The organism is Streptomyces sp. NPDC002564, assembly GCF_042889645.1.
Taxonomy (GTDB): Bacteria; Actinomycetota; Actinomycetes; order Streptomycetales; family Streptomycetaceae; genus Streptomyces.
In genome coordinates this window covers 111,422-136,170 of sequence record NZ_JBIARE010000004.1, presented here as the reverse complement: position 1 = coordinate 136,170, position 24,749 = coordinate 111,422, and the positions used below count along the sequence as shown (strand labels likewise).

Sequence of the window (24,749 nt, the reverse complement as noted above, 5' to 3'; positions counted from 1 at the left end):
TGCCATACGGGGATGGTTGGTTCTGGTCAAGTGAGTTGCGAATTTTGGCTGGAAAATAGCTGTCCGGCTTGTGCGTGACACCTTTCGAGGTGGCCGAGAGGGGGGCGGTGGCGGTAATTTAAGTGAACAACTATTCAAGGCTCCGGTGTGGTTGCGAGCTCCAGAGGGGGCGTAATGGTGCGGAATGGGCGAGTTGAGTGCCCGTTTTGCTCCCGTACCCCTCGGGCCGCGAGGCCGTCGTGATGCTGCCGCGGGAGGTGCTCGTGTCCACTCACCGAAGTGTCCTTTCCCGTGCCCGATGTCGCCGAGCCGTATCTCCGCAGCGCTGAGGCGTCTCCGTAGGTAGCTGAATAGGTCGTTGGGAATTAGCTATTCCGGTTTTCTGAAGACGCCGCTCAATGCGGCCTCGGTGCGGTGCGGTGCGGTGTGGCGTGTCGGGCAGACGGGCGACTCTTGACAGGGGGCGACGGGTTCATGCACACGAACACGAGCGGGTCGGCGGACGTCGATGTCATTGACATCGGGGATGTCGGAGATGGCGGGGGTGCGGGAGGTACGGGGGAGACAGGGGGTGTCGGGGGCGCGGTCGCTCCTTGGGCCGTGCGGCCCTACTCCCTGCCGGTCGAGCGGGTCGCCGTCGACTCGCTGTGCTCGGCCGACTCACCGCGGCTCGTCGGGGAGAACGTCGAGCACATCCGCGTCCTCGCCGAATCCGGGGCGGACCTGCCGCCCATCCTCGTGCACCGGCCGACGATGCGGGTCGTCGACGGCATGCACCGGCTGCGGGCGACAGCGCTGCGCGGTGAGCGGGAGATCGCCGTCCGGTTCCTCGACGGGCCCGAGCCGGACGTCTTCGTCGTGGCCGTGCGGGCGAACACCACCCACGGCCTGCCCCTGACCCGCGCCGACCGCAACGCCGCCGCGACCCGGATCATCCGCTCCCACCCGCAGTGGTCGGACCGCATGATCGCCTCGTTCGCCGGGCTCTCACCCAAGACGGTCGGGAGCATCCGGCGCCGGCTGGGCGACGACCTGCCCGCCGCACCGGTCCGGATCGGGCGCGACGGGCGGACCCGGCCGGTCGACGGGAGCGGGGCGCGCTCGGCGACGGGCGAGTTCATCAGGGCTCACCCCGACGCGACCCTGCGGCAGATCGCAGGGGCCGCCGGAGTCTCCCGTTCCACCGCGCGTGACGTACGGAGGAGGCTGGAACTCGAAGAGGGCGAGCCCGGCGTGCCGATGCAGCGGAGCCCTGTCTTCCGTCCCCTCCCGCACCCTGGTCGTGGTGCGGGCGCCGGCATCGCGGGGGCCGAGCCGGGGTCCGTCACGGGGGCCGGGTCAGGTTCCGGGGCGGGTGCGGGTGCGGGTGCCGGTGCGGGTGCGAGGGCCGGGACGGGGGCGGTCGCCGTACCGGTCCGGGGGGCGGTCGGTTCCGTCGCCCCCACCGTCACGTCTCCCGCATCCGTTACGTCTGCTGCGCCGGCCATGCCTGCCACATCCGGCACGTCCACCACTTCCGCCACGGCCGCCGTGTCCGCGCGCCTCGTTCCCGGTCCGGCGGAGGGGACCGGGGCGGGTGCCGGGGCCGGGGGCGTCGCGGTGACCGCGGTGCCGGGGACGGGGGCAGGGACGACGGGCACGGGGGCAGGTGGGAGCAGCGGGGCGGGTGCCGCGGAGCTGATCCCGATCCTCAAGCGCGACCCCTCGATCCGTTTCACCGACTCCGGACGGCTGCTGCTGCGCCTCCTCGACGCGGCCACGCTGCCCCAGGACGAGTGGAGCAGGCTCATCGAGAGCCTGCCCGCGCACTGCGTCGACATGGTGGCGCACGTCGCCCGGGCCTGCGGCGAGGTCTGGCTCAACGTCGCGCAGGAAGTGGACAGCCGTGCCGCGCTGCAGTCGCCGGGATGACGTGTCCCGGCCCCTACGGCCACGCCACGGCCCGCTACGTCTCGATCGGCCACCTACCGTCCGAGTCGAGTCCGCTCTATCTGAGTCCTCTGCTACGTCTGAGTCCTCTGCTACGTCTGAGTTCTCCGCTACGCCCAAGTCCTCTGCTACGTCTGAGTTCTCTGTATCTGGGTCCTCTGCGTCCGGGTCCTCTGCGGATCTGTCCCCTGCCTCTCAGTCCCGTACCACCGACTTCGTGCGCATCAAGAAGTCCGAGAGGTATCCGTCGTGGGGCAGGCCCGGGCCCATCCAGTGGGTCGGGTGGTCGCCGATGTACAGGTTGGCGACGGTCGGTTCGGCCAGGAGCCGGTCGAGCAGGGGCTCCTGGCGGGTCAGGGCGGTGAGCACCAGGGTGTCGCGCAGCGGCGCGATGCCGTCGGCCTGACTCCAGGGCGCCACCCATACGCAGGGGAAGGGCAGTTCGGCGCCGAGCTGGGGGGCGTCGGCGCGGGCGAGCTGGTGCAGGGCCGGGCGGAGCACCGCGCTGCCGTCGCCCAGTTCGTCGGCGACCGTTTCCGCGCCGAGCCATGGCCGGGTGCCCGCGGCGCGGCGCTCCACGTATGCGGCGATCGCCCGTGCGCCCGCCGCCGGTTGTACGGGCAGGACGGCCTCCGGGTGGTCCGGCGGGAGGCTGGGCAGGGCCGAGAGGCGTTCGGCCAGCGCCTCGCACAGGGGCGTCGGGTCGCCCTCGACCAGCACACCCGTCGTGTTCACGCAGCCCGTGCCGCCGCGCCCGGCCACCGAGTCGACGAGGGTGTCGAGGTGCTCCCGCCAGTCGACGTCGGCCGTGAGGAGGATCTTGGAGCGGCCGGGGCCCTGGAGCAGGACGGTGGGGTCGGCGCCGTACTTGCGTACGACGTCGTCGCCGCCGTACACGAGGCCGAGGTCGGCGCCGCGCAGGACCGCGTCCGCGCCGGTGTGGTCGGTGGGCAGGAGCACGACCTCGTCGTTCCCGAAGCCGGTGGCGCGCAGCGCCGTGACGAGCCGGTGCGGTGTGAACGGTTCGCGCCGGGACGGGCGGATCGCGACGCGGTAGCCGAGCGCGAGCGCCTCCGGCCACAGGCTGTGGGTGCCCGGGTGGTTGCCGGCCGCGTGGACGGCGAACACCTCGCCGCGCCGGGTGTGGGCGGCCCGGCCCGCGCGAACCGCCGGGTCCCGCCAGTCGGTCACCGCGGCGCCGGGGCGCGCGTTGGCGAGGGCGGCCGGGAGGGCGCGGAGCCGGTCGGCGATGCGGCGGACGGCCGACTCGACCTCGGTGATCGGGACACCGCCGACGCGGCTGACCAGCAGGCGGTACGCGGAGGCGCCGAGGCCCGCGACGGTCCCGGTGGCGAAGAGGTCGGCCGCGGCGGCGATGCGCCGGGCCCGCTCGTCGGGCGGCGCGGGTTGCGCGCGGCGCAGCGCGGACAGGGCTCGGCTCACGAACGGCGGCGGTACGAGGCTGAGTTCGGCGGCGACGCGGCCGGTGACGTCGGTGACGGCGCGGCGGTCCCTGGCCCGGAACTCCCCTCGGGGGCCGAGGGCGTCGAGCTGGACCGGTTCTGGGCGGATCGGTTCAGCGCCGTTCGGTTGTGGGTGCAGGCCGGTGGAAGGCTCTGCTCGCGTACCGGTGGAGGGCTCTGCGCGCGTACCGGTGGAGGGCTCTGCGCGCGTACCGGTGGAGGGCTGTGTGCGCGTACCGGTGGAGGGCTCTGCGGGAGGGCCGGTGTGCGGGTCGGCGGGTCGCCCGGCAGGTGGCCGGTCCTGCGCCGCGGGGGTGCCGCCCCGCGCGGGTGTCGGCGTCATCAGTAGACCCCCTCGACCACGTCCTCGTCCTCGAACCTGCCGACCGGCGCGATGTCCGCCACCGCGTCGCCGGGCCCGTCGTGGAGCGCCTCGACGCGGGTGGCGATGTCGCGTTCGAGGTTGTTGGGGAGCAGGAACGACTTGCTGACGTGGCTGGCCACGACCCGCCCGCGCTCGCCGTGCCGGACCGGCGTCAGCGTCTCGGGGTCGACGACCGAGAAGGTCACGTACGGGCTCAGGGTGTCGAAGACGCAGGGCGCGTCGTCGGTCAGGCCGGGGCGCTCCCCGGCGAAGCCCAGGATCATCGTGCTGCCGTAGTTCCCGGAGAAGACGGTGTCCGGGAAGATCTCCGTCCGGTAGACCCGCCGGGAGTCGGGGTCGAGCTGGGTGCCGCCCCAACGGATCGCCCGTACCTTCTCGTTGACCAGGTCCACCAGGTCGTCGCGGCGGGAGATCCGCTCCAGGATCGGCGGGGTGACCGTGAGGACGCCGATGTCCTGCGAGCGCAGGACGTCCGCGGCCTGGTCGACGACGTGTTCGGCGTAGTCGTCGGCCTCGCCGCCGCGGCCCTGGGAGATCAGCCGTTTCACCCAGCGCGGGTCGAGGTCGATCGTGAACGCGTGACTGCCGTGCGTGGTGGCCGATCCCCGGAAGAGTTCGCCGACGATGTGCGGTCCGCTGGGCACGATTCCCAGCCAGTTTGCGTCCCGGGGGAAGCCATGCGCGTCCAGTTGCTCGGCGGTCCAGTGCAGCAGCCGCCGTCGCCAGTCCCCGAGCAGGAGGACCCGTTTGGGCGCGCCGGTCGTGCCGCCGCTCTCGAAGACGCCCCGCACGTCGGGGTGTTCGCCGTAGCCGCGCGGGATGAGGTCCTCGGCGCGGACCGTGCGCAGTTCGGCGGCGACGTTGGGGAAGCGGACGAGGTCGGCGTGGGTGGAGATGTCGGTCCGCGGGTCGAAGTCCAGGGACTTCGCGCGTTCCAGCCAGTAGGGCGAGCCGGTCTCGGGACCGAAGTGCCAGTCCATCGCGGCCTTGATGTACTCGTCCGGGTCGGGGCGCACTCCGGGCGGGAGGTCGAGGATGTCCCAGGTGTTGGACTGCATGGTGTCGTTGTCCTCCCGGCCTTGTCGCCCATTTCCGGTGGGCGTGCTGATTGACGGGGCAATGGGCCCACGGACCGGCATGTCGAGTGAGGTGCCGATCGAAGTGCGGATCGAAGTGCCGATCGAAGTGCCGATCGAAGTGCCGCTCGAAGTACCGATTGAGGTGTTTGATGTCGGGCCGATTTCTGTGGCGGCCGACCTGCCGTTTGCCGCGGCGACTGACCTGCCGATAGCTGAGCCCATAGCCGAGCCGATTGGCGGGCCGATTGGTGGGCCGATCGAAGGGTCGGTCGGCATGCCGATGGTGGAATTGGTGATTCCGCCGTATCGCGAAGTCCGCCTTTCCGGGAACTCCCCGGAAACGCGGCCGCCGCGAACCGTTGCATTGGAGCCGGGCCCGCTCGGCGCTGTCAACACTCGGCCGCTCGCGTGCCGTACTCCGCACCGACCGGCTGCGCGGCGGCGAAGGCGGGGCCGAGCGCCTGGAGCGTGGCCAGCTCGTACACGCCCTCGACCGTGCCCTCCGCCTCGAAGGTGACGCGCACGTCGGGCGGCCGGCCGATCAGCGCGAGGGCGGAGTTCGGCGGCATCTCGTCGAGCGGCGGACGCTCGTCCTCCCAGAGCATGATGGCGCCCCAGCGGTTCTGTTCGCGGTCCGCCAGGTAGATCTTCAGCCGCAGGCCGGGGACCTTCGTCCACCGGTGCAGCGTGTTCTCGCGCAGGTGCGCGCGCATCGAGTCGATGGTCTGTGGCGTGCCGTCCAGATGCCACCAGGCGACGTCGACCCTCATCGCGACACCCGTGCGGTGCGGCGCGGGGCGGGTGTGCCGTGACTGGTCATGCGTGCCTCCGTCGGAGAAATGATCGGAGAAGGGGGCGACCGAGGAATTCCTCAGTCGCCTGGGGAGCATGCTGACGCGGTCGGCCGTCCGGCGCGATCCAGAGCCGTTGCTTCTGGCAGCCAGAAGTAAAGGGAGTTGGACGTCCCCGTTCCGCACGGCCAAGCTTGAGGGTGCTGGAAATCAGCTCCGAACGGCTCTGAGCCCTGAACGGCTCCTGGCTCTGAACGGCCCTGAACGGCTCTGAACGAGAGGCCCCCTGTGTCCGAATACGAGAAGGCTTACCAGCCGGAAGACATTACGCGTCTGTTCGTCGAGCGCGCCAACAAGGGCGACGCGGTCGGCGTGGCCGAGCTCTACGCGGAGGACGCGGTCGTCGCCTTCCCGCCCGGGCAGATCACCCAGGGGCGCGAGGCCATCCGCAAGCTGTGGGAGATGGCGATGACGCGGAACCCCAAGTTCGAGCCGGAGGAGCCCCTTCCGACGCTGATCAACGGGGACATCGCGCTCACCTCCACCCCGCCGAAGGACGGCACGGGCGCCCGCGCCCAGGTCGTACGCCGCCAGGCCGACGGCTCGTGGCTGCGCATCCTCGACCAGCCCGAGTTCATCCAGCCGAAGTAGCACGAGCCGAAGCGGCACGAGCCGAAGCAGCCGGATTCGAAGCGGCACAAGCGGAAGCGGCACGAGCCGAAGCAGCCGGATTCGAAGCGGCACAAGCGGAAGCGGCACGAGCCGAAGCAGCCCGAGGGGAGAGGTCCGTCATGGCCAAGCGATGGTGGACGCTGGTGGTCGTCTCCGCGTCGACCTTCATGATCCTGCTGGACGCCACCATCGTCACGGTCGTCCTCCCGCAGATCCAGAGCGGCCTCGACACCAGCTTCGCCGACGCGCAGTGGGTGGTCGACGCCTATTCGCTCACGCTCGCCGCGATGCTGCTGGTCGGCGGATCGCTCGCCGACCGCTTCGGCTACCGCAAGCTGTTCCTAGTGGGCCTCGGCGTCTTCACCGTCAGCTCGCTGCTCTGCGGAGTGTCCGGCACACCGCTCATGCTGATCCTCTCGCGCGCCGCGCAGGGCATCGGCGGATCCGTCATGTACGCGACCTCGCTGGCGCTCCTCGCCCGGAACTTCACCGGCAAGGAGCGCGGGGTCGCGTTCGGCATCTGGGGCGCGGTCACCGGCATCGCCACCGGGCTCGGGCCCGTCTTCGGCGGGCTGATCGCCAGCAACATCAGCTGGCGCGGCATCTTCCTCGTCAACGTCCCCATCGGCGTCCTCGCCATCCTGGTCACGCTGTGGCGGGTCGACGAGTCGCCGATGCGGCGCAAGGTCCGGCTCGACTGGCCCGGTTTCGTGCTCTTCACCGGCGGCCTCGTCGCGCTGATCTACGGTCTGATCCGGGCCGGCGAGACCGAGTGGGGCAACACCGACGTCGTGGTGTGGCTGAGCTCGGCCTGCGTGCTCCTGATCACCTTCCTGATCGTGGAACTCCGTTCCTCGCAGCCGCTGTTCGACCTGTCGCTGTTCCGCACCCCGACGTTCGTGGGCGGTTCGATCGCCGCGTTCACCATGAACGGCTCGCTCTTCGCGATGCTGCTCTATCTGGTGCTCTACCTGCAGAACGGCCTCGGCTACTCCGTCCTCGAATCCAGTGTGCGGCTGCTCGTGATCAGCGTCTGCGCGCTGGTGGCGTCGACCGTGGCGGGCCGGCTGAGCAGCAGGCTGCCGGTGAAGTGGCTGATCGGGCCGGGTCTCTTCCTGGTCGGTGCGGGGCTGCTGCTCATGTCGGGCAACGACGCGTCGAGCAGCTGGACGCATCTGATCCCCGGCTTCGTCGTCGCCGGTATCGGCAGCGGCGTCGTGAACCCGCCGCTCGCCTCGACCGCCGTCGGCGTGGTCACGCCCGACCGGTCGGGCACCGCGTCGGGCATCAACATCACCTTCCGCCAGGTCGGCATGGCCGCGAGCATCCCGGTGCTCGGTTCCCTCTTCACGGCGACGCTGCACGACGACGTCCTGCGCAACCTGTCGGACGTACCGGAGTTGGCGGACAGCGCCCCGGGCATCGCCGCGGCCGTCGAGCACGGGGACGTGGCGGGGCTGTCGGAGAAGGTGCCCGCGCCGATGCGGGACCAGGTGGCGACCGCCCTGCACTCCGGGTACGCCGAGGCGCTCAACGACCTGCTGATCGTCACCGGCGTCCTGGCGCTGGTCGGCGCGGTGTGCGCCTTCTTCCTGATCCGCGCCAAGGACTTCCTGGCCGCGAAGCCGCCGCCGCGGGAGACGGACGTCGAGGCCGGTGAGCCGCAGCCGGTGAAGTGACGCTCGCTCAGGCCGAGTCGGGCCCGTCCGTCCCGGACGCCCTGCTCGTGCCGGGGGGCCCGCTCGTACCGCCGGGTGGGCCACTCGTCCCGGGCGCCCCGCCCGTCCCGGGTGGGGCGTCCGCCTCCGGCAGGACCTCGTCGCCGTCCTGGATCCGGTCGAGCGCGTGCTGGATGACCGCCTGTGCGGCAGGGTCGATCGTCCGGTCGTCGGGCCACGCCAGGTAGATCCGCCCGTGCAGGTCCGGATCGCGGAACGGTACGAGACGCACCTCGTCGCCGGGCGACCGGACCGCCCCACGGGGCAGGATCGCGACACCGAACCCGCGCGCCGCCATGTCGACCAGCACCTGCGGATCGCTGGCGGAGAAGGCGATGGGCGTGTCGACGCCCGCCGCGACGAGGGAGAGGTCGAGCAGCCGCCGCGTGCCGCTCTCGCTCGGCAGGGTGATCAACTGCCGGGCGGCCAGCTCCTTCAGGAACAGCGACTCCCGGCCCCCGTACTCGTCGTCCGCGCGCAGCACCGCGACGAGCGGGTCGGCGCGCACGACCGCGGTCCGCAGGAAGGCCGGGGGCTCGACGGCCATCCCGAGGAAGGCCATGTGGAGTTCCCCGTCGCGCAGCGCCTCGACCAGGTCGTCGGTGCTGCCCTGGCGCAGGGACACCTCGACCGCGGGATGGGCCGCCTGGAACCGCGCGAGCATGTCGGGCACGTCGAGCGACGCGACCACGGTCACCATGCCGACGTTCACCTGGCCGCGCAGCAGTCCCGCCACTTGGTCGACCGCCAGCCGCGCGTCCCGCACCGCCGCCAACGCGGCCCTGGCGTACGGGAGAAGGGCCTCGCCCACCGCGGTGGGCCGGACCGTGCGCCCCGACCGGTCCAGGAGTTCGTAGCCGAGTTCCCGTTCGAGCCGGCGGATCTGCGCGCTCACCCCGGGCTGGGTGACATGGACCCGGGCCGCCGCTCTGGTGAAGTTGCCGTCCTCGACGACCGCGACGAAGTACTCGAGTTGACGTATCTCCATAACTGACCGATCTAGGCTTCAGTACGAACAGATATTGGACGCCCGGTAAACGCCGGGACAATACTGACGGGGTCGCTCGATCAGTGTCCGCCCCGCCGATTCGGAAGCCGGGAAAGGCGGCCGTCAAACGGACGGCAGGCGACCATTTCCACGGGGCATTCGAAATTCCTTGAGCAATGCGTGCTCGATTGACGTGCTCGATTGACGTGCTCAAATGGCGTGCTCAATTGGCGTGCGCAAAATTTCTGAGGAACTTTACAGCAGCGCCGTCCGGCTGTGAAGAGTTCACCGAGGGGAGCCAATCATGGGAACGAACCGAGTGGGGGACGCCGATTCCGGCGGCACGGTCATCTGGGTGACGGGTCTTGCCGAGGCCGGCAAGACGACGGTCTCCCGCGAGCTGGTCCGCCAGCTGCTGCAGCGCGGACTGCAGCCGATCCTGCTGGACGGGAACCAGGTGCGGTCGGCCCTCGGCATGACCTCCGGGTTCGACCGCGAGAGCCGGATCAGGGCGTCCATGACCTACGGCAGGCTGTCCCGGCTGCTCGCCGAGCAGGGCCACGTCGTCGTGGTCGCCACCATCTCGCTGTTCCACGAGGTGCAGCGGTGGAACCGGGAGAACCAGCCCGACTACTTCGAGGTGCTGCTCGACGTGCCCGTCGACGAACTCAAGCGCCGCGACAGCAAGGGCGTCTACAGCGGGAACGACGCCAAGGACATCGTCGGAATCGGGCAGTCCGCCGAGTTCCCGACCGATCCCGATCTCGTCGTCACCAACTTCGGGGACGTCGACCCGAAGGCCGCCGCAACCATGATTCGACTCGCGCACGAGCAGCGATTGCCGTCCGCGGTGGCCTAGGCGACGGCGGCGGGGCGGTGCGAGCCGTCGCACTCCACGGTGCGCCCGCGCGAGGGCCGCGTCGTATCTCGCACCCTCTTCGCGCCTTCTCTGTGCCTTGCCTGTGCCTTCTCTGTGTCTTCTCCGCGCCTTCTCCGCACCCTCTTCGCGTTCTTTTCCGCCGCGCGGGGAATTTCTTTTCTCGGTCATCAGCAAAAGGAGCTGTGCCTCGCATGACTACGTCCACCAAGCTCAAGCACGGGGATTTCACCGACCTCGCGAAGGACTACTCGAAGTACCGTGAGGGGTACGCGCCTTCGGTACGGAACGCGCTGATCGGCCTCCTCGGCCGGCCCGCCGCCGAACTGGACGCCGTCGACGTCGGCGCCGGGACCGGACTGTGGACCCGCATCGTCGCGGACGGCGGGTTCCGCTCGGTCACCGCGGTCGAGCCGAACGACAACATGCGGGCCGAGGGCATCTCGGACTCGGCCGCGTACTCGATCGACTGGCGGGCCGGCAAGGGCGAGGAGACCGGTCTCGACGACGGGTCGGCCGACCTCATCAGCATGGCGTCCTCCTTCCACTGGGTCGACTTCGAGGTGGGCACCGCGGAGTTCTGCCGCGTCCTGCGCCCGGGCGGCTGGTTCGTCGCGCTCTACAACCCGCGCCTGATCGAGGTGAACCCGGTCCTCGTCGAGATCGAGGACGAGCTCAAGCGGCTGATGGGGGAGCGCAAGCGGATCACCTCCGCGCACCCGCAGATGATCAAGGAGCTCTCGGACAAGTTCAACGCGAGCCCGCGCTTCGACGACGTCGTCGTGCTGGAGGGCCGGCACTCGGTCGAGCAGAGCGTGTCGCACTACATCGGCCTGTGGCAGTCGGTGAACGACGTGCGGGTGCAGCTCGGCGACGCCAAGTTCGAGCAGTTCCTCGACTTCATCAGGGGGCGCCTCACGGGCAAGGAGAAGCTTGAGGTCACCTACCTGACCCGGGCGGTCGCCGCGCGCGCCAAGAAGTGACCCGAGAGGACCGACGCCCCGGCCGCGGGGAGAGACAGGTGTGACATGACCGAGGAATCCGTCCGGGACCGGGAGCTGCGCCCCGACGAACTGGCCCGGCGCAGCGCGCGGTTGCTGGGCGAGCACGACATCGTCGTGGCGGGCGACCCGGGATCCGGGCAGGCCCTGGTGGCCAACATCGTCTTCGAGCTCGGCTTCGACTACCTCGACCCGTACGTCGAGTCGCCCGACGCGGCCGACGGCACGGGCGGGGCGGCCGAGTCCGTGGAGAGCCGCCTCGACTACTACCGGCAGCGGCTCGCGGCGACGTCCGAGAAGAGCGGGGCGGCCCTGGACCGGGCGGCGAGCGGGGCCGTCCCGAAGAGGTTCATCAAGACCCACTTCTACCCGGAGGTCTTCGCGGACTCGTCCGTGAACACCGCGATCCTCGTGGTGCGGGACCCGCGGGACACCATCTACTCCTCGTACAAGTGGTTCTCCTCCTTCGGCGGCTCGTGGATCCCGGACGCCGCCGACATGATCGGGAAGCTGACGTACCCCGACTTCCTGGACCGCGTCAGGCTCGGTGACGGCGAGCCCTCGATCCCCGGGTGGGCCCGGTTCTACCGGAGCTGGCTGGAGGCGGCCCCGGAGTTCTCGAAGTTCGCGGTCGTGCGCTTCGAGGACCTGAAGTCCCATCCGGTGGGCGCGATCACCGCGATGCTCGCCGCGCTGGGGCTCGCCGTGTCCCCGGAGGTGGTCGCGCAGGCGGCCGAGCGCAGCTCCTTCAAGGCGATGCGCGCCCGCGAGGACGCGGCATCCGCCGGGGAGGGCGACACCACGAAGAACGCGCGCATCATGCGGCGCGGGCAGGTGGGCGAGTGGCGCGAGTGGATCGGCGAGGGCGATCTGGCCGAGCGCTTCTCCCACCCCGGTCTGCTCGCCACGGCGGCCCGGTTCGGGTACGACGCGACGCCGGTGAACTAGCCGCCCCGAAAGGCCGGGCCACTCCGAGGTGGCCCGGCCTTTCGGGATGTACGGGGGGCCCGGGCGTACGGGGTACGGGGTGTACGGGCATGGCCCGGTCGTACGGGGTGGCCGGCCTTCGCGGGCCTACGCGACGGGCCGGCGCCTCAGCGTGCCCAGCGCTGCGACGCCTTGCCGGACTCGCAGGTCGCCGCGGCCACGCCGCCGCCCCAGGCCAGGTCGAGGCAGCCGCCGTTGCTCGTGCTCTTCAGCGTGCCGCCCGAGCCCCAGCGCCAGAGGCGGGCGCTGCTCTGGGCGCAGTCGCCGACGAAGACGGCCTGGCCGAGCATGTTGGCGACCAGGCAGCGCCCGGACTGCTTGTTGACGACCTTGAAGCTGTTGCTCTCCGTGCCCACCGTCTTCCAGGTGGAGCTCGCGTCGCCGCAACTGCCGTCGTCCGCCGAGCCGTAGACCTGGATCAGGCAGGCGTCGTTGTCGGCGTTCTTCAGGCGGAAGGGGCCCGAGGAGGAGCCGCCGCCCGAGCCGGACCCGGACCCGGAGCCCGAGCCGCCGGACGAGTCTCCGGAGGAACCCGAGCCGGACGAGCTTCCGCTCGACGAGCCGGAGCCGCTGCCCGAGCCAGGCGCGCCGCCGCCCGAGCCCTTCCCGGCGGAACCGCCTCCCGCGCCGCCCGACGGCCCGTCCTTCTCCCCGGCCCCGCCCCTGTCCCCGTCCTTGTTCCTGTCGTTCCCGTCGTTCCCGCCGCTCTCGTCCTTGTCCTTCTTCCCGCGCGGGTCCTCAGTGGTCTTCTTGTCGTCCTTCGGCTTCTTCGGGTCCCGCCGCGCGGCTTCGTCCGCGTCCGACGACCGGCCCGGGTCCGCCGACGCGGTGGCCGCCGCCGAGGGCGTCGCGCCCGCCGCGCGGTCCGAGTCGGTGACGTACGGCAGGTTCTGCAGGGCGAGCGTCGTTCCCGCCGCGACCACCACCACGGGTACGACGGCCATCATGATCCGCGTCCGGCGCCGCTCCCGGCGCGGGGGACGGGAGTCGGGGGTGGTCCCGGGGACCTGCGGGGCGGGTGCGGGGGCAGGTACGGGGGCGGGGGCAGGTACGGGGGCGGGCGCCGCGGTCGGCTCCGGGGCGGCCGTGGGCCCGGGGATCGGCTCGGGTCCGGGAATCGGCTCGGGCTCGGGATCCGGTGTCGGGACCCGTGCGGCGAAGGCGGCCCGTGCCGTCAGGAGGTCGCGGACCGGGGCGGGCCAGGCGGGCGTGTCCGGCGGCCCGTGGCGGTCGGCGAGCGCGACCAGTTCGGGGGCGGTCGGGCGGCCCTCCGGGTCCTTGTCCAGACAGGCCGCGACGGCCTCGGCGAGCTCCCCGTCGAGCGCGCGCAGCGGCGCCAGGTCGGGCTCGTCGTGCACGATGCGGTAGAGCGGGCTGCCGTCGCCCGGGAACGGCCAGCGGCCGCTCGCCGCGTACCCCACGAGCAGGCCGAGCGCGAACAGGTCGGACGCGCTGGTCAACCCCCGCTTGCCCGAAGCCTGTTCGGGCGACATGTACGCGGGTGTGCCGACGACCAGGCCGGTCTGCGTCAGTTGGCTCTGCTCGGCGGCGCGGGCGATGCCGAAGTCGATCAGCGTGACGCCGTCGAGGGTCAGCATGACGTTCGACGGCTTGAGGTCGCGGTGCACCATGTCCAGGCCGTGCACCGCGGACAGGCCTGCGGCGACCTCGCGCAGCAGCAGCCACAGGGCGTCGCCGGACAGGGCGCCGCCGTGCCGCTCGACCGCCTCGGACAGGGTGATGCCGGGCACGTAACCGGTGGCGAACCACGGCGGTTCGGCGGTGCGGTCGCTGGCGAGGAGCGGCGCGGTCGCCCCGGCGGGCAGCCGCGCGAGGTTGTCCATCTCCTGCCCGAAGCGGCGCAGGAAGCCCCGGTCCTCGGCGACGACCGACGCCAGCATCTGCTTGACGGCCGCGTACCGCCCGTCGACGACGCCGAGGTACACCCGCCCCATGCCGCCCGCGCCCAGCCGGCCCACCAGCGGGATCGCCCCGATCCGGCGCGGGTCGCGGTCGTGCAGCGGCTCGGCGCCACTGCCCGCCAGGTCGTACCCGTCCGCCTCGCCCGTCCCGCCCACGTGCTCCCCGTTCTCCGGCCCCCCGTGGCCGGCCCGCAGGCCGACCGTCCGTCGTCGACGAGAGTAGAAGATCCCTCCGGAAAAGTACTCGGGTTCCCCACGTGAAAGCCGTCTCTTCGAGGCGCAACCAATGCTTCCGAAGACGCAGTTGGGGCATGCGGGCGGGATCCGTCGCCGGGAGGAGGGCCTTTCGACAGGGTCCAAAGACCCGGTACAAAAGCCTTAATTGGTGATCTGCCCCGTTATCATCAACTGCATGAAAGGGTCGACGGCGCTTCGGACAAGGCAAGAATGAACGTGGTCCGCGTAAATGTGGTGCGCGTACTCGTCGTCGACGACCAGCCGGTGATCCGCGCGGGACTGCGCGCGTTACTCGGCGCCGCCGACGATCTGCGGGTCGTCGGCGAAGCGGGTGACGGGGCCGCGGCGGTGAGCATGGCCCGGGAACTCGGCCCGGACGTCGTGCTGCTCGACCTCGGCATGCCGGGCGTCGGCGGTATCGACGCGACGCTCCAGCTCACCAGGTCGACGCCCGCCGCGCGGGTTCTCGTCCTGGCCAACCAGGTCTCCGACGAGTCGGTGCGCGGCGCGTTCCAGGCCGGTGCGGCGGGACTTCTCCTCAAGACGTCGTCGCCGCGGGAAATCCTTTCGTCCGTGCGGTCCGTCGCGGCCGGGGCGAGCGTTCTCCCGTATTCCGTCATGCGGCGGCTGATGTCACGGCCCGCCCCGCACACGCGCCTTCCGCGGGTCGCCGAACTGCGCGGAAAAGTCGCCTCGTTGGGGGAGAGCGAAGTCAAGGTGCTCGCGCTGGTGGCGGCCGGGATGAGCAACAAGGAGATATCCGGGGCGCTGCATCTCTCGCTGACCAGCGTCAAGACGTACGTGTCGCGCATTCTGCGCCGGCTCGGCCTCGAGAATCGGACCCAGGCGGCGATCCTGGCGTACGAACTGGGGCTCTCGTGCGAGCAGGCCGGGATCGGGAGCGGCCGGCCGGTGCTGGTGGGCCCGGACGAAAGTTGACCCTTCTTTCCGTCTTCCGCCCGTCTCTCTTCCGTCTCTCTTCGGTCTTTCTTCGGTCTTTCTTCGGTCTTTCTTCCGTCTCTGGCCCGTCTCTGGCCCGTCTCTTGTCCCTCTCCCGTCCCCTTCTTGTGATGTTTTTGTCTTCCTTCGGTGTCATCCGTCATCTTTTGAGATGGCTGGGGGCCTTTGGTGCGCGGAACGCTGGACCGCAGCGCGTTCCGCACAACCGAAAGGCGACGCCGTGCAGGTCGAGCATGCCGAGAGCGTCGACGGCGTCACCGGTGATGCCGTCACCGACGACGCCGTCCTCTGCGAAAAGGTCCGCCAGGGCGAATCACGGGCCTTCCAGGTGCTGTGGGAACGTCATGTACGGATGGCCCGGCAGTGCGCCCTGCGCTGCACGCGGGGCAGTGCCGCCGACGCCGACGACGTCGTCTCCGAGGCGATGCTCGGGCTCTTCCAGGCGTTGCGCGGCGGCCGCGGGCCCGTGGGGAACGTGGCGGGATATCTGCGGGTCTCCGTGCGCCGGGCCGCCGCCCGGATCACCGCACGGCGGCAGCGGGAACTCCCCGTCGCGGAACTCCCCGAACGTCCCGACCGGGGCGCCGACCAGCTGTGCCGGGCGAGCGCGCGGTTCGACGCGGCCTGCGCCCGCGAGGCCTTTCTCGGACTCTCCGAGCAACGCCGCATCGCCCTGCGCCTCTTCGCCCTGGAGGACGTCGGACCGGGGCCCATCGGCGAACGGCTCGGCATCGCCTCCGCCGCCGCCTCCTCCCTCGTCTACCGCTCCAAGGAAGCCCTGCGCGCCGGATTCCTGCGCCGCCACGTGCGTCCGGCGAGCCCGGAGTGCGCCGCCGTGCTGGACCGCGTCGTGGCGTCGCTGCGCGGACGCCCCGCGCGGCGGCACACCGCGGCCGTCTCCTCGCACCTGCACCGCTGCGCCTCCTGCCGTGCGGCACGGCGCCAACTGCGCGACGTCAACGCGGGGTTGCCGCAGCGGGGGAGGAGGACCGGGCGGGGGAGGTGAGGCGGACGGGGTAGGGGACGTGAGGTGGGGCGCGAGACGCGGCGCCCCACCCCGGGTCCGTCCCCCTGCCCCACCCCCGCCACCGCACCCCTTCCGATCCCGTCCCGGCCCGTCCCGTTGCGTCCCGCCCCCGCGTCAGCGGAAGAGGCGGCGCCAGGTCTCCGGGCCCGGGTAGCCGTCCGCGTCCTTCCCGCGCCAGCCCTGGGCCCGCTGGAAGGCCTCCACGTTGCGCCGGTCGGCCTCGGACCAGCGCGGTCCCGGGCCCTGCGTGTAGTGCTTGCCGTAGCCCTTCTTCACCAACTGGCGTCCCAGCTTGGTGACCTGGGCGTTCGACTGCCCCGGCCGGAAGTGCTGCGCCCCCGGGAACGCCGTCGTGGAACTGCCGGACCCGCCGCCCGTGCCGCCGCCCGTGCCGCCGCCCCCCGAACCCCCGCCGATGTTCTTGCCCCGGCCCTCCTTGAGGTAGCGCCAGGTCGCGGGGCCGGGAATGCCGTCCGCCTCCGAGCCCGTCCAGCCCTGCGCCCGCTGGAACGCCCGGGTCGCCCCGCGGTCCGCCTCCGACCAGGCGGGCCCCGGCCCCACCCGGTAGAAACGACCGCCGCCGCGCTCGACCAGCATCCTGCCGAGCTCGGTGACCTGGCTGCCGCGGGCGCCGGGCCCGAAGGCGGCCGCGCCCGGGAAGCCCGAGCCGGTGGAGCCGCCGCTCCCGCCGCCCGAACCGCCGTCCTCGATCACGTGCTTGTACCGGTACGGCACATAGCCGCCGGAGTGGTTCCAGTACGCGTACGGAGTGGTCCGCTTCAGGGTGTGCGGGCGCGTCTGCTCGTAGGCCACGTAACGGGTCTTCGCGGAGTCCGCCCAGCCGCCGAAGATCGTCACGTGCGAACCAGCCCCCGGATTGGCCGGGTTGTGGAAGAGGAGCATGTCGCCGGGCTTCAACTGGCCCTTGGTGATGCGCACGCCGTAGGCCGCGAGGCTGCCCGTCCACTGGTTGCTGCCGAGGCCCCAGGCCATCGAGACGAAGCCCGAGCAGTCCTTGCGGTAGCCCTGGTGGAAGGTGCTCATGCTGTACGGGACCCGGGCGTCCACCCAGGTCTGCGCGCGGGCCATGATCTGGGACCGGGTCAGGCGCGCCGGCGACGCGGTCGTGCGCGCCGCCGTCTGGGCGAACAGCGGGCCCGGCGCGCCCTGGCCGGGCGGCAGCGGATTCAAGGTGGCGACGGGCGGCTGCGCCAGGGCGTGTGCGGCGCCCGTTCCCGCGCCGGTCAGGACCGCGCCCAGGGCCAGCACGGTGGCGGCGCGGGTGCCGGCCCGGGAGCCGCCGCCCGCGCGCAGGTCGAGGCGTTCCCGCGCGCACCCCGGGCAGGGGCAGTCGCGGGTCGCGGGTATGTCGTCGAAGACCGGGGTGGTCGTGGTCACATCGCCCTCCATGGGGTCGAAAGGGAAACAGGACGAGGAACCCGTATCAACCGTCCGGAAGCACCGGAAAGGGGATCCCCAGGGAGAGGAGTGCGCGGGGGCGTGGTTATGACGCGCTTCGTCCGGGGAGCGATCGACCATGGTCGAAACAGCTGAAGAGGTGGCCGCGCGGCACGGCCTGATGCCGCTGCCGGTGGAGGGCGGACTGTTCCGGCGCACGTGGGCCGGGCCGCCGGACGCCGAGGGGCGCCCGGCGGGCTCGGCGATCGTCGTGCTGCTGACCACCGCCCCGGGCGACTTCTCCGCCCTGCACCGGCTGCCCGTCGACGAGGTCTGGCACTTCTACGAGGGCGACGCGCTGGAGCTCCTGCTCCTCGCCCCCGACGGCTCGGACCGCACGGTCCTGCTGGGCGCGGCCGGGCGGGTGCAGCTGGTCGTGCCCGCGGGGACGTGGATGGGGGCGCGGGTCACGGGCGGCGGGCCGCACGGGTGGTCGCTCTTCGGGACGACGATGGCGCCCGGGTTCCTGCCGGAGGACTACGAGGGCGGGGACCCGGAGGAGCTGAGCGCGCGCCATCCGGCGCGGGCGGCACACATCAGGGAGCTGTGCAGGACCGGCGAACCGCTGCGGATGCCGGGCGACGGGGGCGCGGGCGGGGCGGCCGGGGACGTCGGGGCGGCGGGGGACCTTGGTGCGGGTGAGACGGCGGGGGACCTCGGTGTGGGCGGGGCGGCGGGGGGCTTTGGTGCGGGTGAGACGGCGGGGGACGTCGGTGCGGGCGGGCCGGCCGGGGACGTCGGTGCGGGCGGGGCCGCGGGGGACCTTGGTGAGGGCGGAGAGGGCGGAGAGGGCGGAGAGGGCGGAGAGGGCGGAGGGGGCGGACAGGTCGGACGGGACGGACGGGGCGGAGAGGGGCGCGGTCGTGCGTGACGCGGGGCTGCCGGGGCTCGACGGGCGGGTCGCCCTGGTCACCGGCGCGAGCGGCGGCATCGGGGCGGGGATCGCGTGGCGGTTCGCGCAGGCGGGGGCGGCCGTCGTCGTCCACTACCGGAGCGGCGCGGAACGGGCCGAGGAGCTGGCCGGGCGGATCGTGGCGGCGGGCGGCGACGCCGTCGCCGTACCGGCGGACCTGACGCGCGAGGACGAGTGCCACCGCCTCGTCCGGGAGGCGCACTCCTGGCGCGGGCGCCTGGACGCGCTGGTCAACAGCGCCGGGATCCAGCCCGTGCAGGCCCTCGCGGGCATGACGGCCGAGGACTGGCGGCGGGTGTCGGAGGCGGACGTGACCAGCGCGTTCTGCTGCACGCAGGCCGCCGCCGGGATCATGGCGGACCAGGCGGGCGGCGGCACGGTCACGCACATCGCGTCCATCGAGGGATCGAGCCCCGCTCCCGGGCACGCGCACTACAGCGCCGCCAAGGCCGCGCTGATCATGTTCGCCCGCTCGGCGGCGCTGGAGTACGGGCCGCGCGGCATCCGCGTCAACAGCGTGTCGCCGGGCCTCGTCGACCGCCCCGGCCTCGCCGAGGACTGGCCCGAGGGCGTGGCCCGGTGGGGCGCGGCGGCGCCGCTCGGACGGCTCGGCAGGCCCGAGGACATCGGCGGCGCCTGTGTGTTCCTCGCCTCGGACGCGGCCTCCTGGATCACCGGGACGGACCTGGTCGTGGACGGCGGAGTGGGGGCGCGGCCGACCTGGTGAACGCGCGGGGAGGGGCCACCCGTACGTCTTGAGGGGGATGACGGGTACGACCTCTGTCTTCCGGCAGAGGCGGAGGTTCGTCCTCCTGCCGTACGAGAACGGGCGCGCGAGGCCGAAGACTGGGGACCATGCCTCCCGTCACGCCCCCGGGCGAGTCCCGGAACAACCCCAGCAAGAAGGCCGCCGTCATCGTCCTCACGGTGGCCGGCTGCCTGGTCGCCGCGGGTGCCGTCGCCGTCGCGGCCCCCTCGTTCAAGGACAGCGCGCTCGTGCCGGACGCCGTCAGCGAGCACGTCTTCAAGGAGAAGACGAGGGCCTTCGCGACGGCCGCGGACGCGCCCGCCGAGGGCGACCTGGCCTTCGTGCTGCCCGGGTGGATCCCGAAGGACGCCGAGAACGTCAAGGTCAAGGTGAAGACGACCGGGGACGCCAAGCTGATCCGCTTCACGCTGAGCGGGACGAGGACGAGGACGGGGGCGGCGGGCCCCGGCCCTGGTGGGACGTGCGGCGCGGACGCGCCCTGGGTCGGCGGGCCCGAGCTCGACGCGCCGTGGTGGCCGGACCGCACGCCGCGCGTCTCCCGCGCCGAGTGCGGGGACCGGTACGCGTACCGGGTCGCCACCCGCGGGGACACGGTCTACGCCTGGACGAACGGCGACCGCTCACCGGCGAACCCGCCGAAACAGCCCTGAGCCGGGTGCACTCCCGCGTGCGCTCCCGTGTGCACCCCAGCGTGCACTCCCGCGGCGCGGGCCAGGGTGGCAGCGAGTTATGAGGATCCTGTCAGGCCGGCGTCCGGAACCCGTTCGCATGGCGTGATCGGGACGGCGCGTGCCTATCCTCGACGCCATGTGCGCTTCTGTCCTGGTCGCGGAGGACGACGAGAAACAGGCCGAGCTGGTCCGCCGCTATCTGGAGCGCGAGGGGCACACGGTCGCCGTCGTCCACGACGGCTCCGCCGCCCTCGCGCAGGTGCGGCGCCGTACGCCCGACCTGCTCATCCTCGACGTGATGATGCCGGGCACCGACGGCCTGGAGGTGACCCGGCGGCTGCGTGACGGCGGCGGGCCGCCCGAACTGGCCCGGCTGCCCGTCCTGATGCTGACGGCCCGGACCACCGAGGACGACCTGCTCGCGGGCCTGGACCAGGGCGCGGACGACTACCTCACCAAGCCGTACAGCCCGCGCGAGCTGATGGCCCGGGTGCGGACGCTGCTGCGCCGCGCGGGCGGCATCCACGTGCCGCTGCCGGACGTGGACCGGCGGATCCTGCGCGCCGGGGGCCTCGTCGTCGACCCGGTGCGGCACGAGGTGACGGTCGACGGGCGGCACGTCGAGTGCACGCCGGGGGAGTTCGACCTGCTCACCGCGCTGGCGGAGGAGCCGGACCGGGTCTTCACCCGGCCCCAGCTGCTCGACCGCATCCACGGCTCGTCCGGCTACATATCCGCGCGCACGGTCGACGTCCACGTCCTCAACCTCCGCAAGAAGATCGAGGCCGATCCGCGCCGCCCGGACCGTCTGGTGACGGTTTTCGGGGTGGGGTACAAGCTGGCGGCGGTGGGGGCGGGTCCCGGAGTGGGGGCGGGTCCCGGTGGTCGTGGTGCTGGTGGCGGTTCCGGTTCGGGTTCCGGTTCCGGTTCCGATGGTGGCGTGGGGCTCGGGTTCGGTGCGGGTGGGGCTCGTAGGGCGAGTGGGGCGGACGGGGTGAGCGGGGCGGCCCGGCGGGGGGCGGCGGGACGCCGTGGCGCGTGACATTCCGCTCCGGAAGAGCCTGCTCGCCCGGCTGCTGGCCGTCTCCGTCGTCGTCTCCATCGGCTCGATCGCCGCGACCACGTGGCTCGCGGCGCAGACCACGTCCGGCGCGCTGCGCCAGGAGCAGGGCCAGGTCCTCGCCGACGACGCCCGCATCTACGACAAGCTGCTCGGGGTCGGCGCGGGCGCGCCGGAGTGGCGGGGCGCCGACGAGGCCGTGCACGAACTCGCCCGGACGACGGGCCGTCGCATCGCCCTCACCACGCAGGACCGCAAGGTCATCGCGGACTCGGCCGACCCGCCGAAACGGAGTCCCGCGTCCGGCCGCGCGGGCGCGGAGGACGGTTCGGCTGCGAGTGATGGCGCGAGCGCCGACTCCGGTGCGGGCGAGGGTGGCTCGGGCAAGGGCTCCGGGGTCGGCGTAAGCGGCTCGGGCAAGGGCTCCGGCTCTGGCAAGGGTGACTCCGGCAACGGCTCCGGTTCCGGCGACGGCGACTCCCGCAAGGCCTCCGGCGACAGCGACAGCGACAGCGACACCGGCTCCGGCTCCGGCTCCGGCAAAGGTTCCGGTTCCCGCTCCGACGGGCCCCGCAAGGGCGCCGACTCCGGCTCGGGCAAGGGTTCCGGACCCGGTCAGGACGCCCGCGGCAATCAGTCCCACGCCCCCCTGCCTCCCACCGCCTCCGCCGTCCTCGACCCGCTCTCCGTGGACAAGACCCTCGCCCCGGACCGGGGCGAGGAGGACGCGGCGGCGGACCGCATCGACCCGCGCGCGGTGGGCCCCTTCGGGCTCCCCGAGAAGGAGCGCGGCTGGCTGAAGCAGGCCGCCGACCGGAGCGTGTCCTGCCTGGCGGAGCTCGGCCTGCCCGCCGAGGCCGTCGTCGGCCCGACGGGACGCCCCTTCGTCCGGGTCGACAGCGACCCCGCGGGCCTGCTGCAGACGCAGTGCCGCCCGCCTCTGCTCGACGTCCTCACCGCGACCGAGCAGAAGGCCCTGGACAAGCTCAACTCCCTGACCGACGCCTGCATGAAGCGGCGCGGCCTCGCCCCCGTCACGGTCACCCTCGACCCGACCGGACGGTCCGGCCCGCGCGCGATCGGCCCCGCCGTACCGGTGCCGCCGTCCACCGAGCCGGTCCCCGGCGGCACCCCCACGGGCCCCGGCTCCCTGCGCCCCGCGCCCACGGAGCAGCCGGACACCACCGCCGCCGGCGCCGCCACCGCGTCCTGCGTCGACACCGCGCGCCGCGAACAGCTCGGCCCGTACGTCTCCTCGCCCGCCCTGCTCTTCATCACCAGCTCCGACGGCACGCGCAGCGCACCCGCCTTCAGCCTCTCCCGGGCCAACACGATCCGGCTCGCCGGGCTCGCCGCCGCCGTCCTCGCCGTCACCGTCGCCATCACGGCGCTCGCCGCGACCCGGCTGACCCGGCCACTGCGCGCGCTGACCACCGCGACGCGCCGCATGAAGGCGGGCGAGGCGGCCGGGCCGGTGCCGGCGCGGGCCACCCGCTCGGCGGGCGAGATCAGCCAACTCGCCGACGCCTTCTACGACATGGCGGCCCACCGCAAGGCGCTTGAGGAACAGCGCAAGGCGATGGTGAGCGACGTGGCGCACGAGCTGCGCACCCCGCTGTCCAACATCCGCGGCTGGCTGGAGGCGGCGGAGGACGGTGTCGTCGACACCGACCCGGAACTGGTCACCTCGCTCCTCGAAGAGGCCCTGCTGCTCCAGCACATCGTCGACGACCTGCAGGATCTCGCGGCGGCCGACGCGGGCACGCTGCGGCTGCACCGCGAACCGGTGCGGGCCGCCGAGATCGCCGACCAGGTGGCGGCCGCGCACCAGGCGCGCGCGGACGCGGCCGGGGTGCGGCTCAGGGCGACCGCGTTCGGCGACCCGTGGGTGACGGCGGACCCCCTCCGGCTGCGCCAGGCGATCGGCAACCTCGTCTCCAACGCCGTGCGGCACACCCCCGAGGGCGGCAGCGTCCGGGTGAGCTGCCGCACCACGCCCGACGCGGTCCTGATCGAGGTCGCCGACACCGGCACGGGCATCGACCCCGACGATCTGCCGCACGTCTTCGACCGCTTCTGGCGCGCGGACAAGTCACGGACCCGCGCGACGGGCGGCAGCGGGCTCGGCCTGTCGATCGTGCGGAAGCTGGTGGAGGCGCACGAGGGCACGGTGACGGCGGAGAGCGTGCCGGGCAAGGGTTCGCTGTTTACGGTGCGGTTGCCGGTGGCCTGACGTACGCCCGTAGAAGGAAACGTACGACCGTACGGTCCTGTGGGCCGACCTTCGACCTTCGACCGTCGGCGGCCGGGGTGAGGGGGCAGGGCAGGGCGAAAGCCCCGGTCGCTCACCTCCGCCGACCGGGGCTCCCTCTGCCCCCGGACCCGGCCGCGGCGGCGACACTCCCCCGAGCTACGCGCTGTGCGCGAGTACCGGCGGGCCAGGTCCGATGACGTGATCAGATCAGATCTCGCCAACAGATCGCTAACATGTGGCCAACGGTCGCCGGGACGAGGGCGGTACGTCGGTACGCGGGCGGGACCCGCGGGCCGGGGCGGCGCCCGGGGCCGGGAACAGCGCGAGGAGACACGGGGAGAACGGCGTGAGCGAGCGGTGCGGGCTGCGGTTCGGTCTGCTCGGGGCGCCCGCCGTGTACGACGCCGAGGGCGAGCCGCATCCCGTGCGCAGCGCCAAGGGGCGCGCCCTGCTGGCCGCGCTTCTCCTGGAACCCGACAGGGTCGTCTCGCTCGGCGCGCTCAAGGACGCGCTGTGGGGCGACTTCCCGCCGGCCTCCGCGCAGGCGTCCCTGCAGAACCACGTGACGCGGCTGCGGCGCCTGCTCGACGATCCGCAGCGGCTGCACGCGGTGCCGCCGGGGTACCGGTTGCGCGTCGGCGAGGGCGAGTTGGACGTCCGCGTCTTCGAGCGCCTGGTCGCCGGGGCGCGGGCCGCGCACGCGGACGGCGACTGGGAGGGGGCGCTCGCCCGCGCCACGGACGCGCTCGCCCTGTGGCGCGGTACGCCCTTGAGCGGCCTCCCGGACTCGCTGCTCGGCCATCCCCTCGTACCGCGCCTCGAAGAGGCCCGCCTGCTCGCGCTGCAGTGGCGGTACGACGCCGAGCTCGAACTCGGCACCGGACTGGCCGCGCTCGCCCCCGAACTGGCGGCCCTGGTCGCCGAGCACCCCCTTCGCGAGGTCTTCCACCGCCAGCTGATGCTGGTGCTGCACCGCACGGGCCGCCAGGCCGAGGCCCTCGCCGTCCACCGCGAACTCCGCCGCCGCCTGATCGACGAACTGGGGATCGAGCCGGGGGCCGCGGTGCGGGACGCGCATCGGGAGGTCCTGCGGGGGACGGCCGATACGGCGCCGGGCGGTGAGACGCCGTGCCCGTTCACGGAAACCCCTTCGGTCCAGGGCGAGTTCGGGTCCGGCCGAAAGGCCGGTCTGGTCGGGCTGCCGGGTGACGCACGGGGCTGCGAGGACGCGGCCACGGAGCCGACGAGCGGGAAGCGCCCCCTGCCACCCACCACGGACGAGCCCCGAAGCCCCGCACCACCGGAACACACCAGGACGCCGGAGGCCGAGGACAGGGGCCGTTCGGGAGGCGCGGGGCGGTCCACGGCCATGGGGCACGACGGTCGTGCGGAGCATTCTCAGGGCGCGGCTGATCCCGAGAGCGGCGGGCAGGTCGGGGGTACGGGTCGTCGGGAGGGTGCGGGTCGCCTGGAGGGTGCGGGGCAGGGCGAGGGTGCGGGTCGCCTGGAGGGTGCGGGGCAGGGCGAGGGTGCGGGTCGCCTGGAGGGTGCGGGGCAGGGCGAGGGTGCGGGTCGCCTGGAGGGTGCG

18 protein-coding genes and 2 pseudogenes are annotated in these 24,749 nt (G+C 72.7%); 14 read left to right on the top strand and 6 right to left on the bottom strand.

The window, feature by feature from the left end:
* Positions 1-600: 600 nt before the first annotated feature.
* Positions 601-1,911: a ParB/RepB/Spo0J family partition protein gene (locus ACFYXE_RS15815; RefSeq protein ID WP_389312755.1), complete on the top strand. Its 1,311-nt coding sequence runs from the start codon at positions 601-603 to the stop codon at positions 1,909-1,911.
* Positions 1,912-2,124: 213 nt separating this feature from the next.
* Here the strand turns inward: ACFYXE_RS15815 and ACFYXE_RS15810 are convergent, their stop codons facing one another.
* From ACFYXE_RS15810 to ACFYXE_RS15800, 3 genes are all read right to left on the bottom strand, one after another.
* A complete protein-coding gene (locus tag ACFYXE_RS15810; protein ID WP_389313636.1) occupies positions 2,125-3,501 on the bottom strand; it encodes an aldehyde dehydrogenase family protein in 1,377 nt (458 codons plus the stop codon).
* A 233-nt stretch (positions 3,502-3,734) separates the two neighbouring features.
* The gene (locus tag ACFYXE_RS15805) at positions 3,735-4,835 is read right to left on the bottom strand and encodes a phenazine antibiotic biosynthesis protein (RefSeq protein WP_389312753.1); all 1,101 of its coding nucleotides are present in this window, start codon (positions 4,833-4,835) and stop codon (positions 3,735-3,737) included.
* Positions 4,836-5,245: 410 nt separating this feature from the next.
* Positions 5,246-5,626 (bottom strand): hypothetical protein, encoded by a 381-nt coding sequence (locus ACFYXE_RS15800; protein WP_389312751.1) that lies wholly within the window; start codon positions 5,624-5,626, stop codon positions 5,246-5,248.
* A 309-nt stretch (positions 5,627-5,935) separates the two neighbouring features.
* On the opposite strand from ACFYXE_RS15800, the gene ACFYXE_RS15795 reads away from it, so the two are divergent.
* Positions 5,936-6,298: a YybH family protein gene (locus ACFYXE_RS15795; protein WP_389312749.1), complete on the top strand. Its 363-nt coding sequence runs from the start codon at positions 5,936-5,938 to the stop codon at positions 6,296-6,298.
* Positions 6,299-6,438: 140 nt separating this feature from the next.
* On the top strand, positions 6,439-7,998 hold the full coding sequence (locus ACFYXE_RS15790) for an MFS transporter (RefSeq protein ID WP_389312747.1): 1,560 nt from the start codon (positions 6,439-6,441) through the stop codon (positions 7,996-7,998).
* Between the two features lie 7 nt (positions 7,999-8,005).
* Here ACFYXE_RS15790 and ACFYXE_RS15785 read toward each other — a convergent pair whose 3' ends face one another.
* Entirely contained in the window at positions 8,006-9,025 is a 1,020-nt protein-coding gene (locus ACFYXE_RS15785; RefSeq protein ID WP_389312745.1) for a LysR family transcriptional regulator, read from the bottom strand.
* Positions 9,026-9,329: 304 nt separating this feature from the next.
* Between ACFYXE_RS15785 and ACFYXE_RS15780 the strand changes: the two genes are divergently transcribed.
* The 3 genes from ACFYXE_RS15780 (at position 9,330) to ACFYXE_RS15770 (ending at position 11,851) form a co-directional block, all read left to right on the top strand.
* Entirely contained in the window at positions 9,330-9,884 is a 555-nt protein-coding gene (locus tag ACFYXE_RS15780; RefSeq protein WP_389312743.1) for an adenylyl-sulfate kinase, read from the top strand.
* Between the two features lie 212 nt (positions 9,885-10,096).
* Complete coding sequence (locus ACFYXE_RS15775) at positions 10,097-10,885, top strand: class I SAM-dependent methyltransferase (protein ID WP_389312741.1); 789 nt, start codon at positions 10,097-10,099, stop codon at positions 10,883-10,885.
* A 45-nt stretch (positions 10,886-10,930) separates the two neighbouring features.
* Positions 10,931-11,851 carry a sulfotransferase domain-containing protein gene (locus tag ACFYXE_RS15770; protein WP_389312739.1) on the top strand — a complete coding sequence of 307 codons (921 nt, stop codon included), beginning with the start codon at positions 10,931-10,933 and terminating at the stop codon, positions 11,849-11,851.
* A 146-nt stretch (positions 11,852-11,997) separates the two neighbouring features.
* Here the strand turns inward: ACFYXE_RS15770 and ACFYXE_RS15765 are convergent, their stop codons facing one another.
* Entirely contained in the window at positions 11,998-13,968 is a 1,971-nt protein-coding gene (locus tag ACFYXE_RS15765) for a protein kinase (protein ID WP_389312737.1), read from the bottom strand.
* Positions 13,969-14,259: 291 nt separating this feature from the next.
* On the opposite strand from ACFYXE_RS15765, the gene ACFYXE_RS15760 reads away from it, so the two are divergent.
* Both ACFYXE_RS15760 and ACFYXE_RS15755 read left to right on the top strand, forming a co-directional pair.
* Entirely contained in the window at positions 14,260-14,988 is a 729-nt protein-coding gene (locus ACFYXE_RS15760; protein WP_389312735.1) for a response regulator, read from the top strand.
* Positions 14,989-15,229: 241 nt separating this feature from the next.
* Positions 15,230-16,015: an RNA polymerase sigma factor gene (locus tag ACFYXE_RS15755; protein WP_389312733.1), complete on the top strand. Its 786-nt coding sequence runs from the start codon at positions 15,230-15,232 to the stop codon at positions 16,013-16,015.
* Between the two features lie 135 nt (positions 16,016-16,150).
* Here the strand turns inward: ACFYXE_RS15755 and ACFYXE_RS15750 are convergent, their stop codons facing one another.
* Complete coding sequence (locus tag ACFYXE_RS15750; RefSeq protein WP_389312731.1) at positions 16,151-17,434, bottom strand: peptidoglycan-binding protein; 1,284 nt, start codon at positions 17,432-17,434, stop codon at positions 16,151-16,153.
* Between the two features lie 139 nt (positions 17,435-17,573).
* On the opposite strand from ACFYXE_RS15750, the pseudogene ACFYXE_RS15745 reads away from it, so the two are divergent.
* From ACFYXE_RS15745 to ACFYXE_RS15720, 6 genes and pseudogenes are all read left to right on the top strand, one after another.
* Positions 17,574-18,047, top strand: a pseudogene (locus ACFYXE_RS15745) (cupin domain-containing protein); the annotation flags it as partial.
* A gap of 310 nt (positions 18,048-18,357) precedes the next feature.
* Positions 18,358-19,134 carry an SDR family NAD(P)-dependent oxidoreductase gene (locus tag ACFYXE_RS15740; RefSeq protein ID WP_389312729.1) on the top strand — a complete coding sequence of 259 codons (777 nt, stop codon included), beginning with the start codon at positions 18,358-18,360 and terminating at the stop codon, positions 19,132-19,134.
* A 128-nt stretch (positions 19,135-19,262) separates the two neighbouring features.
* A complete protein-coding gene (locus tag ACFYXE_RS15735) occupies positions 19,263-19,826 on the top strand; it encodes a hypothetical protein (protein WP_389312727.1) in 564 nt (187 codons plus the stop codon).
* Between the two features lie 157 nt (positions 19,827-19,983).
* Positions 19,984-20,688, top strand: a pseudogene (locus ACFYXE_RS15730) (response regulator transcription factor); the annotation flags it as partial.
* Between the two features lie 190 nt (positions 20,689-20,878).
* The gene (locus ACFYXE_RS15725; RefSeq protein WP_389312725.1) at positions 20,879-23,140 is read left to right on the top strand and encodes a sensor histidine kinase; all 2,262 of its coding nucleotides are present in this window, start codon (positions 20,879-20,881) and stop codon (positions 23,138-23,140) included.
* Between the two features lie 367 nt (positions 23,141-23,507).
* Positions 23,508-24,749 (top strand): BTAD domain-containing putative transcriptional regulator (locus tag ACFYXE_RS15720; RefSeq protein WP_389312723.1); only part of this gene is annotated, 1,242 nt, incomplete at its 3' end.